This is a genomic window from Chondromyces apiculatus DSM 436 (genome assembly GCF_000601485.1).
In the GTDB taxonomy this organism is placed as follows: domain Bacteria; phylum Myxococcota_A; class Polyangia; order Polyangiales; family Polyangiaceae; genus Chondromyces; species Chondromyces apiculatus.
This window is the reverse complement of sequence record NZ_ASRX01000013.1, coordinates 166993-181607: the sequence shown is the minus strand read 5'-3', so window position 1 is coordinate 181607 and position 14615 is coordinate 166993. Positions and strand designations below refer to the sequence as shown.

The following is a 14615-nucleotide window of genomic DNA, read 5'->3' as shown; positions in this document are numbered from 1 at the left end:
CTCAGCCTTCTGGTGCTGCAGGGGCCGTCGGGGCGGGCTTCTTTCCGAACCTCTCCACGAGGAGCCGCTCGACCATGTCGCTGAACACATCCCTGTCGAGCCGCCCCTCGTCCCCGAAGAAGTGCGCCCCCACCCGACCGTCGAGCGCGTGGGTCGCGAGCAGCTCGAACGCGCTCTCCTCCGTGAGCGTCGCCTCCGAGGCGAGCACCCGCTTGTCCGGGCGGAGATCCTCCTGGTCGAAGCGCCCTTCCCACCGGTCGCCGAGCACCACCGAGAAGTACTGGAATGCGGCATTCCCGAGGCGCGCCGCGTGCGACACCGCCACCACCGCCAGCATCTGGTCGTGCTCCTCCGGCGTCATCTCGGACCTCCAGCGCTCCATCGTGGCGTGCATGGTGTCGAGCTGATCCCGCGCCGCCCCCTCCAGGTTCTGCAGCACGACCGGCATCTGCTCCCGGACGTACGCGATCAGCGCCCCGCGCGTGAGCCCCGCCTCCGCGTCGGCGAGCGCCCGGTCGAGCATCGCCAGCGCGCCCTCGAAGAGCCGGAGCTGCCCCGGGAGCTCCGCGGCCGTGAAGGTGCGGTGCGCGGCGTCGGCGTGCCCCGCCACGATCCGCGTCCGCAGCGCTTCGATCCGCGCCCGCGCCTCCTCGTCGAGCGGCGCGCGCACCCCGGAGAGCGCCAGGTACACGGCGAGCGGCAGGTGGCTCATCGCCTTGAAATCGTGGTATCGCCGCGTGCGCGCCGGCCCCTCGAAGCGCTTGCCCCGGAGGCGCAGGACGAGGCTGTCGTCGATGTTCGCCACGAGGGGCCCCATGCGTTCCAGCGTCTCCGCCCGCCGCGCCGCGTACGCCTCGTGGAACGCCTCGTCGATGGCGCCGAGCGGATCGGTCGGATCGAGCCCGACCTGGATCAAGGCGCCTTCTCCGTGTCCACCACCGCGTCCGCCTCGATCTCGATGAGCATCGCCGGATCGATGAGCCCCTTCACTTCCAGCATCGACGCCGCCGGCGGGTGCCCGGCGAAGAAGTCGCGGTGCGCCCTGCCGAACTCCTCCCACCGTGAGATGTCGGTGACGAACATGCGGGTGCGCACGATGGCGCGCCGATCGGTGCCGAGCTTCCGCAGGGCCTGCTCGATGATCTCCAGGCACCGGCGCGCCTGCGCCTCACCATCGCCGGGCGCATACACCCCACCGCCCTCGGCCACGGCAGTGGTGCCCGAGATGTAGATGTGATGGCCAGCCCGGACAGCCCGGCAGTAGCTGATCCTCTCCTCCCACGTCGCCCCCGAGAACACCCGCTCGAATGCCATGGGGCGACCGTAGCATCGGCGCCCGGCCGCTGGCGCGCTCGGTGCACGGCCGGTGCATGACCGGCACCCGGCAGGCGCGCGGCTGGCGCGTGGCGCGGGGAGGACTTACGATCACGGTTCGCATGCGAGCCCGCCCGCCCCGCTCTGCCCGCACCGCGGAGATCGCGGCCGTGCTCGTCGCGGCGGCGCTGCACCTCGGGGTGATGGGCGTGGGGCTGCTGATCGAGGGCCAGCGCCCGCTCCTCGCGCGCTCCAGCCACGAAGGAGATGCCGACACCTGGCTGGATCTCGAGCCGCTGCCCGCGGACGCTCCGCCGGCCGGCACGCCCGAGCCCTCACCGGCGCCTGCCGCCCTCGCACCACCCTCGCCTGCAGCTCTCGGGGGGTCGGCACCCGCCGCGGAGCCAGCCACACCTGCCGCCGCGACGCCCGAGCCAGCCGCACCTGCCGCCGTGACGCCCGAGCCAGCCGCGACGCCTGCCCCGGAGCCTCCTCCAGCCGCAGAGCCGCCCCCGGCCGCAGAGCCTCCGCCGCCCTCTCCTGCGCCTGCCGCGCCCGAGCCGGTTGCGCCTGCGGCCCCCGAGCCTGTCGCCGCAGCCCCTGCGCCGCCTGCACCACCTGCACCACCTGCGCCGCCTGCATCCCCCGAGCCCGGAGCTGCCTCCGAACCTCCTTCCTCTCCGGCAACGGCCCCTCCGGATGCGCCGGCGGCGCCTGCGCCGGGGAGTCCCGACGAGTATGGCAGCGCGCCGCTTCCCGACGTCGCCGTCGCTCCGGGACTCGGCGGTACGCCCATCTGGTCGGTGCCAGGGGTCATCGCTCCGAGGGCCGCGTCGACGGCGGCGCCGACCACCGCGCCCGCCGCGCGTCCGGTGGACACCGCGGTCGCGGGCAAGGTCCTCAACGCCACCCTGCAGACCCGCGACAAGGAGCTGGGCTTGCAGATGCCGGCCGCGGGGGTGGTGGCCAGCTCCCTCGCGGATGTGGTGCGCAACTCCACGGCGCCGCTCGACGCGCGCGCCAAGTTCGAGGTCAAGCTGTCGGGGGATGGTCGCGTCCAGGGGGTGAAGGTCCTCAGCGCCACCTCGGGCGATGCGGCGCACTGGGATGACGTGGCCAGGAAGACCGCCGCGGGCCTTGCTTCGCGCACCCTCCAGGTCGGGGAGGCGGGGCGCGAGGGGGTCACCGTGGTCGTCAAGATCGAGTCCAAGGTGGTCTACCCCGCGGGCACCAAGGAGAAGGTCGACATCGAGCCGGTCTGCGCCGAGGACGTGCTGCTCGAAGCGATCCAGAACATGGAGCAGCTCGGCTCCAGCTCGAACAAGACGCCTCCCCGCATCCAGCTTCCCGACGGCAGCTTCTGCATCCCCATCGGCATCCGCGGCCGCGGCGACGTCGCCAACATCGGGGCCGTGCAGCAGCGGGTGGTCAGCTCGAGCTTCGACGTGGTGCTGCCCGGCGCGATGAAGCTCCAGGCCGAGGAGGTGCTGCCCGTCGACACCCGGGCCCCCTGGCTGAAGAACCTCCCCTCACGGGGCCCTCGCCTGCCACCCCCGAAGAAGTGGCAGAAGAAGCCGAAGAAGAAGAAGAAGACCTGAGGGCGGGGAGGGGCGAGGGAGCGCGCGTCCCGTCGTGGCGGCTCTTGCACGCGGCCGGGGACAGTGTCCGCTTCCCGAGGCGACGGGCGTCAGGCCCGAAGCGGCAAAGCGCTCTGGAAAGCTCGGGTGGATCGCGGGGAGTGGGGCTCCGCCGGGATTCACTCCCGGCGGGGCGAGGGGACGCGAGTCCCCTCGTGGAGACTAGAAGATGCGGTTCAAGCCGTTCAAGGCGGCGACGCGGTAGGCCTCGGCCATGGTCGGGTAGTTGAACGTGGTGTTCACGAAGTAGTTGAGGGTGTTGGCCTCGCCCTTCTGGCTCATGATGGCCTGGCCGATGTGGATGATCTCGGCGGCGCCGTCGCCGAAGCAGTGGATGCCGAGCAGCTCCAGCGTCTCGCGGTGGAAGAGGATCTTCAGCATGCCCACGGTGCGGCCGGTGATCTGGGCGCGGGCGAGAGATTTGAACTGGGCCTGGCCCACCTCGTAGGGGACACCGGCGGCGGTCAGCTCGCGCTCGGTGCGGCCGAGGGAGGAGATCTCGGGGGAGGTGTAGATGCCGGTGGGGATGTCCTCCACCAGCTTGTGCTCCAGGCGGCCCTCCACGATGAAGGTTCCGGCGAAGCGGCCCTGGTCGTAGGCGGCGCTGGCGAGGGAGGGAGGGCCCACCACGTCGCCGACGGCGAGGATGTGGGGCACGGAGGTCTGGTAGGCCTCGTTCACCTGGAGGTTGCCGCGGCTGTCGATGGTGATGCCGAGCTTCTCCAGGCCCATGTCCAGCGTGTTGCCGGAGCGGCCGTTGGCCCAGAGGAGCACGTCGGTCTTCAGGCGCTTGCCGCTCTTCAGCTCCATGACCACGCCGTCGGGCAGGGTCTCGACGTGCGCCATCTCCTCGTTGTGGCGGATGAGGCAGCCGAGATCGCGCAGGTGGTAGGAGAGGGCGTCGATGATCTCGTCGTCGAGGAAGGAGAGGAGCTTGTCCCGGGTGTTGACGAGGTTCACCTTGACCCCGAGCATCCGGAACATGCTCGCGTACTCGCAGCCGATGACGCCGGCGCCGTAGATGGTCATCGACTGGGGCATCTCCACCATGCCGAGGATGGTGTCGGAGTCGAAGATGGCCGGGTGGGAGAAGTCGATTTCCGGCGGGTGGTACGGGCGGGAGCCGGTGGCGATGACGAAGTGCTTGGCGGTGAGGACGTCGACCGCGCCCTTCGGCTGGATCACCTCGATGGTGGTGGGGTCGACGAAGCGCGCCCGGCCCTCGACGACCTCCACCCGGTTGCGCTCGTAGAAGACCTCGCGCATCCCGGACTGCTTCTTCATCACCGAGCCCGCGGTCTGCGCGAGCTCCTTGAAGGTGGGGCCAGCGGCGGTCGCGGCGCGGTAGCCAGGGAAGTGGCGCATGTCCACGAGGCGCTGGATGGCGTGGCGCAGCGTCTTCGAGGGGATGGTGGCGGTGTGGGTGCACGCGCCGCCGACCGAGGTGCGGTCCTCGATCACGCACACGCGCAAGTCGGCCTTGGAGCACTTCATGGCGGCACCTTCGCCCCCAGGGCCGGTGCCGATGACGACGACGTCGAAGGGACGGATGCTCATCAGGATCGGCATCCTAGTCGCTCGACCCCCGTTCCCCAAAGTACTCCCCGCGTACTCCCCGCGTACTCCCCGCGTCATCCCCGCGCCGCCCCATGCGCGAGGCGGGCCGTGCCGGCGGATCTCCAGGGCAGATCTACAGGAACGAGCTGCCCACGGGGAACACGAGGCCCGCGCTGAGGGTGAAGCCGAGGCTCGACGCCTCCCACTGCCGGACGTGGTTGATCCACACCTCCGGCTTGCCGATCACCAGGTTCGCCTCGAGCGACGTGCGCAGCGCGAGGCGCGAGAGGAACACCAGGTCGAAGCCCGCGCGCGCGCCGATCGCGACGAGCCACGGGCGCACCGTCTCCACCGGCACGTCGCCGTCCGTCGCTGCGTGCAGCTCTCCGATGCCCAGCGATCCGCAGGCGAACCACCGCCCGCCGTAGCCGCACGCCGAGGGGACGGCCATCACCAGCTCGGCCCTGCTGCGGAGGCCGTTCACCACCCACGCATTGTCGAGCGTGAACAGCGCCCGCGCCTCGATCGCGACGGACAGCGTCGGCCAGCGGTAGCTCGCATACGGCGCCATGCCCAGCGCCGGCGCGGGCAGCAAGCCGAGGGCGAAGAGCGACGAGGTGCTCAGCTCCGCGCGAGGGAAGCGCGCCTCGGTGGCCTCTTCCGGGACCGGAGGCCACACGCGCGGCACCTTGCGAGGGCGTGCCCCGCGCTCCAGCGGCGGCGCGGGCGTGATGCTCGTACTTGCAGGGGTGCTCTTCGCAGGCGTGTTCGTCGAAGGAGGGCTGCCTTCGGCCGCGCTGCGCTCGGAGGTCGCTCCTGTCGATGCATGGAGGACCGTCGCGAGCGCCGCTGGTGCAATCAGCAGCTTCACGGGCGCACCTTAGGTCGCCACCGGGGCTGCCTGGAAGGTGCTTGGTTACGCACCGCAGCGCATTTGACACCATTGTGCTGTTCGTATTTTCTTTGCCACAATTTTCATTGGCGTACCCGTGGCGAACTCCAGACGAAGGGTCGCGCGCGATACGCGAAGACCTCTCCGTGCGACATCGCAAACCGTGGCAAGTCCGCGGACAGCACCGCCAGTTGGCCCCTCCCGTTGGCCAAACCACCGCTCTCCGAGGGGGGCCGCGATGGGGAAACGAGGCATGCACCTGGACCATGGGTCGTCAGGGAGTCATGCGAATTCTGGATGGTCCGGGGTGGGTCATGCGGCGCGATGCGGCGTGATCTGCGGAGGAACGCGACGGCGGCCGCGGGAGCCGGGGAGCCCCGGTAGAAACCCCATCCGCTGGCCGGAATTAAGCTGGGTATGAGGCGTGCTCGCCGCAAGCTCAGCCAGAATGGGCCCCTGGACAAGGACCGGGCCTTCCAGGTTCTGTTTCGCAAGAAGACCTTCGCGTCGGTGTGGCACTGGCTGGAGCGGCTCGGGGTGCCCATCCGGGACCGCAGGGACGTTTCTCAGGAAGTGCTGATGGCCGCGCACCAGAGCTTTCACACCTACGACCCGATGCGGTCGCGGCCCGAGCGCTGGCTGAACAAGATCACGGTGCACGTCGCCGCGCACTACCGGGACCGCGCCCAGCACCGGCGCGAGGAGCTGACACCCGACGACGCCTTCGAGGTGATCGACGAGCAGCCCGGACCCGACGAGCAGATCATGCTGGAGCAAGATCGCCTGGAGGTGATCGACGTGCTCCAGACGCTGGAGGTCGATCTGCGCTCGGTGCTGATCGCACACGACATCGACGGCATCCCGATGATGGAGATCGCCGACCAGCACGGGATCCCTCTGTCCACGGCCTACAAGTGGCGGGCACGCGCAGTGACGGCCTTCAAGGCCGCCGTGGAGCAGCGACGCCGCGAGGAGAACGAGCGCATCGGCAGCGGGGTGGTCATGGTGCCTTTCTTCGGTCTGGGGGCGTTCTTCACGAAGCTGCGGGCCACGCTGGGAGGTCTGCGCGCACTGCCAGGCAAGGTGGCCGCAGCGCCGCTCGGTCTGGTGGCGAAGGTCGCGCCAGGGTCGTTCGTGGCACTCGGGGTGGCCATGGCGCTGCTGTCGTCAGCGCCAGAGGAACCTGCGCCGCCCCCCCTGTCCCTGCGCGACGAGAGGGTGGCTCACGACGACATGCCAGCTCCAGAGCCTGCGCCGTCTCCTGTTCCGCCATCGACGAGCCCCCCCGTGGTCGCTCCCCCCTCCGGAGGGGCGCTCCTGCCGTCCACGCCCGCGAGCAACGCGAGCAACGCGATCGCGTTCACACCCTCGCGCGCGCTCACCTCCTCGCGTGCTCTCCAGGGCTGGGCCAGCGCGAGGGCACAGGCACGCGCAAGCTCGGCACCTCTCTCCGCAGCGCCCGAAGCAGCAGCGCCCGAAGCAGCGCCCGAGGTCGGTGCAGCCGTCCAGCCCACCATGGGGTCCAGCGCCTCTCCAGCCCGCGAGGCCAACGGGGCAGACGCCAGCCAGACCGCGCGCGACCACGACTACGAGAGAGCAGCACGTCGCGTCAGGCTGCTGGACTCGGCCCGCAGCGCGATCAAGAGCGGCAACGCCGAGGAGACCCTCGGGGTGCTCGCTCGGTACGAGAGCGAGTTCGGCACAGACAGCTTCGCCCCCGACTGCATGCGTCTGCGGGGAGAGGCGCTGCTGCTCCTCGGTCAGCAGCAGGGGCAGGGGCGCCGCGAGGCCCAGCACCCGGTGGGGGTCTCTCCGATCGAGAGAACGCGGCCTCAGAGCAGGGAGCTGCTAGGCAGCAAGCCCTGAGCCCAGCAGCGGCGATCCCGGTGGGCTGGCGTCACACCCCACCGGGCTCGGCCCCCGTCTGGATCCCAGAGCGATGGTCCCGGGAGCTGTGTTAACGTGCCAGGATGCGTCCCCCGGTAGTCTTGGTGTGGGCTGGGATGGCAGCCGCGATCGTGTGCGCTTCCAGGCCAGCAGCGGCGTATCTCGCGTATGCACAGGCCATCCCGAACGGGATGGACCAGAACGGGCGCTGCGACTACTGCCACGTGGTCGGGACACCCGGCGGGACCGTCGGAGGCGATCAGAGCGACTTCGGGAAAAATTTCGTGGGCTCCGGCAACGATACGAGCAAGGCCTTCTCCAAGTGGCGGGCCGCCTCGCAGCTCAACGACGACAACGACAAGCAGACCAACGGGGAAGAACTCGGCGACCCGTGCGGGAGATGGACGATGGGCGGTACCCCCGAGCGCACCACGGACATCACCGACCCGAGCAACGCGCAGGAGTTCACCGATCTTGTCTCGACAGAGGAGTGTGTGATGGGAGATAGCCTCGGCGCCGGCCCAGCCACGCCACACCCCGAGTTCGAACAGGGCTTCTGCTCCCTCAGTACGGGCGGTCCCGGCACCCCCGGCACCGGCAACACCCCGTGGCTTCTCCTCGGCGCCGCCTCCGCCCTCGCCACCCTCATCGTCCGTCGCCGGTACTGCGTACCCTAGTGCAGGGACCTCCGGTCCCTACGCTCCCGATGGTCGCTACCCCGCAGAGAAGAGGAATGGGGGGGCTGCGAGCAGGAGCGTCAGCCCGACGTTCCTGATGGTCGCTACCACGCAGAGAAGAGGAATGGGGGGGCTGCGAGCAGGAGCGTCAGCCCGACGTTCCTGATGGTCGCTACCCCGCAGAGAAGAGGAATGGGGGGGCTGTGAGCGGGAGCGTCAGCCCTTGGGAGGGGTAGGGGCGGGGCGGGGCTTGCGGGCGTCGTAGCGGACGAAGACCACGTGGCCATGGCCGTCGCTGGGGCTGGTGTTGAGCGCGAGCTGCTCACCCGCGACGAGCTTGCGGAAGCCCGCAGCAGGGATGAGCACCGCGTGGGAGTGGGAGGCAATGCCCTGGATGTCGTAGGTGCGATCCTCGGGGCTGGCGAGGTGCGCTTCGGGGATGACGAACTCGTGCTCGTCCTTGCCGCCGATCTCGATGGTGCAGGCGTTGATGCTCTCCGGCGGCTCGACGGTCGGGGCACAGCGGACCAGGAGGCGGTGGATGTGGCCACCGACGCGGGTGCTGGTGGTGCGGAGGATCTCGCCCTTGCCGAGCCGCTTGAAGTCGTCGGCGCTGAGGGTGACGGCGTGAGGGTGCCCCGAGGTGCCGGCGATGTCGTACGTCTTGCCAACGCAGGCCTGGACGTCGGCAGGGCTGACCACGAAGACGTGGCCATGGTTGTTGCCGACGCGGGCGACGACGCGCTCCACGGTATCCTTGGGGGGCTCGCAAACATCCTGGGCGAGGGCGATGCGCGGGAGCAGGGGGACGGCAGCGAGGGAAGCCCCGAGGTGCAAGAGGGTGCGGCGGTGCATGACGCGCCGATGCTAGCGGAGTTGGGTGGGGTGAGGACGAGGTAGCAAACCCGGAGACGGGGCGCCGATGCTAGCGTGGCGCCTTCCCATGGGGCTCCCCCAGGATCCCACCCTCGACGACCCGCTCCAGGACCCGACGCTTGTCGATCCTTCAGGCGGTGGGGCCGCCGCTGCCGCGTCAGGTAACGCGCTGCGTGAGCACGCGGCAGGAGACGTGCTCGACAGGCGTTACCGGCTCTGTGCGCGGCTCGGTCGGGGGGGCTTCGGGGACGTGTGGCGCGCAGAGGAGCTGCTGCCGGACGGGGCGCCCTTCCGCGAGGTGGCGCTGAAGCTGCTCGTCGCAGAGCTGACCGATGCGGCGCACTGGATGAAGGAGGCAAAGCTGCTCGCCTCGTTCAGGCATCCGTCGCTGGTGACGGTCTACGCGGCAGGGATCCTCCAGGACCAGACGGTCAGCGCCGCAGGGAGCACCACGGCGAGCACGGCGGGGAGCGGGGCCGGGAGCGCCGCGAGAGGGGAGGGAGGGGGGAGAGGTGGGGCCGTGGGCGTCGCGGGAGGCTCGCCGTCGCAAGCGCCGCCCGCGCCGGGGAAGCCGCTGCCGTTCGTGGCGATGGAGCTGCTCGAAGGCTGCACGCTGGCCGAGGAGCTGAGGCAGCGCCGGAGCATTCCGTGGCGGCGGGTCCTGGGGTGGGCGCGGGAGGTGGCGGCGGCGCTGGACGTCATCCACGCGCGGGGGGTGGTGCACCTGGATCTGAAGCCGGCGAACCTGTTCCTGGGGCGGGACGGGATGGTGAAGGTGCTCGACTTCGGGATCTCGCGGCAGGCAGGGGCGCCCCCGGTGCGGCCGCTGGCGCGTCCCGCGTCGGCCGAGGCTTCCCCGCCCGATCCCGAGGACAGCATGCCCACGGCCGCGCTGGCGCCGGGGCGCACGGCGTTCGCGGCGACGCACCCTGCGAACCTGGGCGTGCTCCGCGCGTCGCTCGGGGGGCGGGCTTCCGGAGCCCACGCAGGGGGGAGGACGGTGCGCGCGGTGGTGGGCACGCCGGGCTTCATCGCTCCGGAGGTGATCGCCCTCGCCGATCCGAGCGCGGCGACGGACGCGTACGCGCTCGCGGTGTGCGTGGTGCAGCTCGCGACGGGGGGGTTGCCGTACGCGGTGCCGGAGGAGCCCCTCGACTGGTCCGATCCGTCGAGCGTGAGCGCGTGGTGGTCGGCGCTGCGCGAGGCGACGCTGCGAGGGACGCTGCGCGATCTGGCGGCCGATCCGGCGCGCTTGCCGCAGGGGCTGCTCCAGCTCCTGACGCGGCTCCTCGGGCCGGATCCGGCGGCGCGCGGGGTGACGCCAGGGAAGCTGTGCGCGCTGCTCGACGAGGTGTGGGAGCGGCCCTACGGGGTGACCGATCCGCCCTATCCAGGCCTGGCGCCGCTCGGGACCACGGCCGAGGGGATGCTGTTCGGGCGCGAGGACGATCTCGGGCGGCTCGGGCGGGAGCTGGCGTTCGAGCCGGCGGTGGTGCTGGTGGGGGCGCGCGGGGTGGGCAAGACGTCCCTGGCCTGCGCGGGGCTCGCGCCGTCGCTGGGGCGGCAGCACGCGGACCAGAAGGACGACTGGGCAGCGGCGGTGGTGCACCCCGGTGAGGATCCGGATGGGGCGCTCGCGGCGGCGCTGGGGGCGGTGTCGCCGGAGCTCGCGGTGATGGACGACGAGGGGCTGCTGCAGTGGTGCGCGCTCTCGCCGGTGGGCGTGGCGCTGGTGGTGGATCCGCTCGACGATCTGGCCCGCTCTTCTTCGCCGGGGGGCGCGCACACCGGGCGGCTCGCGGCGCTGTGCGCGCGCCTGGGGGGCGGGGAGCGGATGCCAGGGTTGCGGCTGGTGGGCACGCTCGGGGAGGACCGCGCCCCCGCGCTGCTGGAGGGGCCGCTCGGGGAGCCGCTGCGCGGGGCGCTGCGCTACGTGGGGCCGCCTGCCGCGTCGGCCGTGCGTGAGCTGGTGGAGATGCCAGCGCGCCTGTCGGGGTCGGAGCTGCGCGGGGTGGAGCCCGTGGTGGGGGAGGTGCAGCGCGAGCTGCGGGGCAGCGCGGGGGCGATGCCGTTCGTGGCGCTGGCGCTGTCGGCGTTCTGGGGGGCGCGGCGGACGGCAGGGGCGCAGGTGGTGCTGGGCGGCGAGGCGTGGAAGCGGCTCGGTGGGGTGCGGGGGGCGCTGGCGCGGCACGCGGACCGGACGTTCGCGTCGCTCGCGGAGCCTGCTCGGGTCGTGGCCGAGGAAGTGCTGCTCCGCCTCGGCGCGGCCGATGGGTCGCCGCTGCGCTGGATGGAGCAGGAGCTGGTCGAGGCGGTGTCCGAGGAAGTGGGGGCGGGGAGCGTCCGCGGCCATGGAGCAGGCGGCTCCCGTGAGGGCGGGGGGAGCGGTGAGGGCAGCGTCGGGGCGGGCAGCGGGAGTGACGCTGGCGGCGGTGGCGGGGCAGGGGAGGGCACGGCGCGGGTCTTGAGCGTGCTCGATGCGCTGGAGGAGGCGCTGCTCCTGCGGCGTCGGGGTGGCGCCGTGGAGGTGACACACCCGGGCTTGCTCACCGACTGGCCCGCGCTGCGCGCGCTGCGCGATCGGCACATGCAGCGGCTCCTCATGCTGGAGCGGCTGCGCGAGGCGGCCGAGGCGTGGGAGCGGTCGGGCCACAGCCGTGATCTGCTGCTGCGCGGCGATGTGCTGCGCCAGGTGCCCGCGCGCGGGATCTCGGGGACCGTGGGGCAGCTCGTGCGGGCGAGCCGGCGTAGCTTCCGGCTCCGGACGGCGCGGCGGATCGGGCTCGCGGTGGTGGTCGCGGTGCTGCTCGCAGGCGCGGTGGGCGCGGAAGGGGTGGTCGCCGAGCGGCAGGCCGAGGCGGACGCGGCGCGGCGTGCGGCCGAGGCGCGCGCGGATCTGGCCGAGATCCTGGACCGGTCGCGGCGCACGGACGATCCCTATGCGCGGGTGGCCTACGCGGCCGAGGCGGTGTCGCGCGGGGCGACCGATCCGATGCTGCCCCTGGAGGTGGCGAGCGCCGCCGGGCGGCTGCCGCGGGCGCAGTTCCTGACGTCCGATCCGGTCAGCGGGCCGGCGCTGCCCTGGGACGATCGGTGGGTGGTCGGAGCCGGTCCCTCCGGGACGCTGTTCGTGGGCGATCTGCAGCCACCCGGCCCGGTGCCGGTGGAGGAGGCGGCGGTCGACGAGGTGCTGGAGGGCGTGGCGTCGGAGCTGCTGCCGGCGCCCCGGGTGTACTCGCTGCGGGTGCACGAGGCGCCCATCGTGGAGCGCGTCCCGTTCGCGTTCGACACGGCGGTGGTGACGCGCGACGCGTCGGGGGAGGTGCGGGTGATCCGGCTGCGGGCGAGCCACGCCCCTGCACTCGCGGCGATCGCGCCAGTGCGATGCAGCGGGGCGCTGCGCGCGGCAGAGATGGCGCCCGTCATCGCCTGCTCGACCGAGGAGGGGATCGCGCGGTGGGATCTGCGGCGGGGCACGGGCGAGCCGGCCGTGGATCGGCATCCGTTCCGGGGGGTGGTGCTCGATGTGTCGCCCGACGGGTCGCGGGTGGCGGCGGCGATCGGGAGGCGGGTGCTGCTCTGGGAGCCGCGGCGCGCGGGCGGGGTAGGGCCTCTGGGCAACGCGATGGAGCTCGCGCTGGGCGGTCCGGTGATGCTGGGGCGATGGAGCCCGCGGGACGCGGTGGTGGCGCTGGTGGAGCCCGGGCAGGTGGGGGTGTACGCCTTCCAGCCCGGAGGCGAAGGGCGGTTGATCGTGCGGGCCACCGGTATCCAGCCGGTGTCGGGGCGCTGGGATGAGGGAGGTCTGGACTTCGGGCTGTGCAGCGCGGGCGGTGACGCTGCGTGGTACTACCTGCGCCGGGGGAAGCGCGCGCCCGAGGACAGGGCGCCCTCGGGGTCGCCCTGCGTGGCGCCGGGCTCGTGGAAGGCCGAGGCGCTGCACGCGGAGCGCGAGGCACCGGAGCTGTCGGACCTGGAGATCGGGCCGCACCCCGTGGCCGGTGGGTTCCGTCTGCCCGATGGGCGGGTGCTGAGCCGGGACCTGGTGCTGTTCACGCCAGGGGGCGCTGCGGCAGCGCGCAAGCTGCGGTTCCAGGGCCGCGATGAGGGGCGCGAGGGGGCGTCCGCAGGGGTCGCGCTGCAGCGGTCGGCAGTCGCCGTGCTCCGGGACGAGGAGCTGGTCGCGTGGCAGGTGGGGACGGAGGTGTCGCTCCACGATGCGCGGAGCGGGCAGCGGATCCTGACCCACGAGGGGCGGCTGCTCCGGCGCTGTGACGATGGGCGCATCGCGGGTCTCCGGGTGGACGAGGGCACCTCTGGGTGGGCCTTCTTCGACGTGCGCACCGGCGCCGTCTTCGCGCAGGTGAAGCGGGTTCCTGGCCTCGTCCTCGGGCTCACGGGGACGTGTCGGACGCTGCTCACGCAGGCGCTGGACGGTGCGCTGGTGGCGACGCCGCTCGGTGCCGAGGGGGCCGCGCCGCGGGCTCTCGGGTCGCTCGCTGGCTACGTGTTCGATGTCGAGCCGAGCCCGGAGCGGGGCGAGGTGGGCGCAGGCCTTCTCCTCGCCGTGAGCTCGGGCGCGGTGGTGCGCGTGGACGATGCGACGGGCGAGGTGAAGGTGCTGGCCCACGCGATCCCCTACGCGACGGCGATCGGCGATGGTCCCGAGGCCGGCGACGTGGCGTACGCCGACAGTACGGGGGTGGTGCTGGTGCAGGCCTCGGGCGCGATCGCGCGCGTGCTGGAGGCGTCGTGGGGCGCGGCCTGGGAGGACCTCCACGTGTCGCCGGGAGATCGCACCATGGTGCTCTCGTCGGCGGAGCGGGTGGCGCTGCTCGATCTGGCGCGCGGGGAGCTGCTCGGCGCGATCGATGCGGAGGGGCACGAGCGGCTCGTGCCCTGGGACGAGGAGGGGGCCCTGCTGGCGTGGTCGTTCGATCGCGCCGGCGAGGCCGAGGGGCTGGTGGTGCCGCGCGGCCCCGCCCTGGTGCGCGAGGTCGCGCGCGCGGTGTCGAACCTGGGGGTGGAGCAGAAGCGGCTCGTTCCGCGGCCCTCGCGCGCGTCGCGGCCTTGAGCGGCGTCAGTCGACGGAGGGCACCGTGGCGTTGACCGGCGTGGTCTGACCGCGGGCTCCCGCCGGGACCCGGAAGGCGAGGCCAGCGAGCTCGCGGCGCATGCACTCGGCGGCCTCCTCGTGGCGCGGGTCCGCCGCCGTGGCCTCGATGCGGGTGGGGATGAGGGAGCCTCCCTCGTCGAGGTCGAACGAGAGCGCGACGCTGTCCGGCGGGAGGATGGCGCCGTCGGGGCCGCGGCACCGCTGCACCAGGGTCCAGTAGATCTGCGCCCGCGCGGCCTTCTCGATGGCGGGCGAGGACATGCTGCCGGCGAGCGTCACGTCTCCCAGGACCACGCGGGAGCGCGGTGGGCTCTGGTGAGCCACGTTGAGCGCGGGCTCGTCGGCGCCAGGCGTGGGGGTGGGCGTGCCGATGCGGGTGCGGCCTCCGTCGTCCGTGGGGGCGGGTAGCTTGCGCGGCGCAGCGGCGAGGATCTCCTCCAGCGCGGCGGTGCTCGGTGGACCGAGGAGGGGGGGCCCTCCGCCTGACGTGCGTGGCGTGAGAGAGACGGCAGCCTTCCCGGGGGGCATGCTTTCCGGGGTCGTATCCGGAGTTGGCGGCGCGGCCTGCGCGGGAGCGGAGGCCGTCGTGGTCGGGAGGGTCTCCGTGGGCGCGCGCGTGTTGCAGGATGCGACGCATCCAGCGAGAAAGGCGAGCAGGA

Annotated in this window: 10 protein-coding genes; 4 read left to right on the top strand and 6 right to left on the bottom strand. The window is 72.4% G+C overall.

Translation table 11 applies throughout. From position 1 onward, the window contains the following. Position 1 precedes the first annotated feature (1 nt). Both CAP_RS09620 and CAP_RS09615 read right to left on the bottom strand, forming a co-directional pair. The gene (locus tag CAP_RS09620; RefSeq protein ID WP_044238844.1) at positions 2-916 is read right to left on the bottom strand and encodes a hypothetical protein; all 915 of its coding nucleotides are present in this window, start codon (positions 914-916) and stop codon (positions 2-4) included. After that, on the bottom strand, positions 913-1314 hold the full coding sequence (locus CAP_RS09615; RefSeq protein WP_044238840.1) for a RidA family protein: 402 nt from the start codon (positions 1312-1314) through the stop codon (positions 913-915). The genes CAP_RS09620 and CAP_RS09615 overlap by 4 nt, the downstream gene beginning before the upstream one ends. 122 nt (positions 1315-1436) lie before the next feature. On the opposite strand from CAP_RS09615, the gene CAP_RS44135 reads away from it, so the two are divergent. Continuing rightward, entirely contained in the window at positions 1437-2912 is a 1476-nt protein-coding gene (locus tag CAP_RS44135) for a hypothetical protein (RefSeq protein ID WP_052374636.1), read from the top strand. Positions 2913-3113: 201 nt separating this feature from the next. Here the strand turns inward: CAP_RS44135 and sthA are convergent, their stop codons facing one another. Continuing rightward, positions 3114-4508: a Si-specific NAD(P)(+) transhydrogenase gene (gene sthA, locus CAP_RS09605; protein ID WP_044239027.1), complete on the bottom strand. Its 1395-nt coding sequence runs from the start codon at positions 4506-4508 to the stop codon at positions 3114-3116. 133 nt (positions 4509-4641) lie between these two features. Then, positions 4642-5379, bottom strand: a complete 738-nt coding sequence (locus CAP_RS09600) for a hypothetical protein (RefSeq protein WP_044238837.1) — start codon at positions 5377-5379, stop codon at positions 4642-4644. Positions 5380-5817: 438 nt separating this feature from the next. Here CAP_RS09600 and CAP_RS44130 point away from each other — a divergent pair, with 438 nt between their 5' ends. Beyond that, positions 5818-7266: an RNA polymerase sigma factor gene (locus CAP_RS44130; RefSeq protein WP_052374634.1), complete on the top strand. Its 1449-nt coding sequence runs from the start codon at positions 5818-5820 to the stop codon at positions 7264-7266. A gap of 137 nt (positions 7267-7403) precedes the next feature. Further along, positions 7404-7964, top strand: coding sequence for a hypothetical protein (locus CAP_RS09590; RefSeq protein WP_044238834.1), 561 nt, complete (start codon positions 7404-7406; stop codon positions 7962-7964). Between the two features lie 216 nt (positions 7965-8180). Here CAP_RS09590 and CAP_RS09585 read toward each other — a convergent pair whose 3' ends face one another. Then, positions 8181-8819, bottom strand: a complete 639-nt coding sequence (locus CAP_RS09585) for a hypothetical protein (RefSeq protein WP_044238831.1) — start codon at positions 8817-8819, stop codon at positions 8181-8183. Positions 8820-8907: 88 nt separating this feature from the next. On the opposite strand from CAP_RS09585, the gene CAP_RS54915 reads away from it, so the two are divergent. Beyond that, positions 8908-13914 (top strand): serine/threonine-protein kinase, encoded by a 5007-nt coding sequence (locus tag CAP_RS54915; RefSeq protein ID WP_052374631.1) that lies wholly within the window; start codon positions 8908-8910, stop codon positions 13912-13914. Positions 13915-13920: 6 nt separating this feature from the next. Here CAP_RS54915 and CAP_RS09575 read toward each other — a convergent pair whose 3' ends face one another. Then, positions 13921-14484: a hypothetical protein gene (locus CAP_RS09575; protein ID WP_156040642.1), complete on the bottom strand. Its 564-nt coding sequence runs from the start codon at positions 14482-14484 to the stop codon at positions 13921-13923. Positions 14485-14615: the final 131 nt, after the last annotated feature.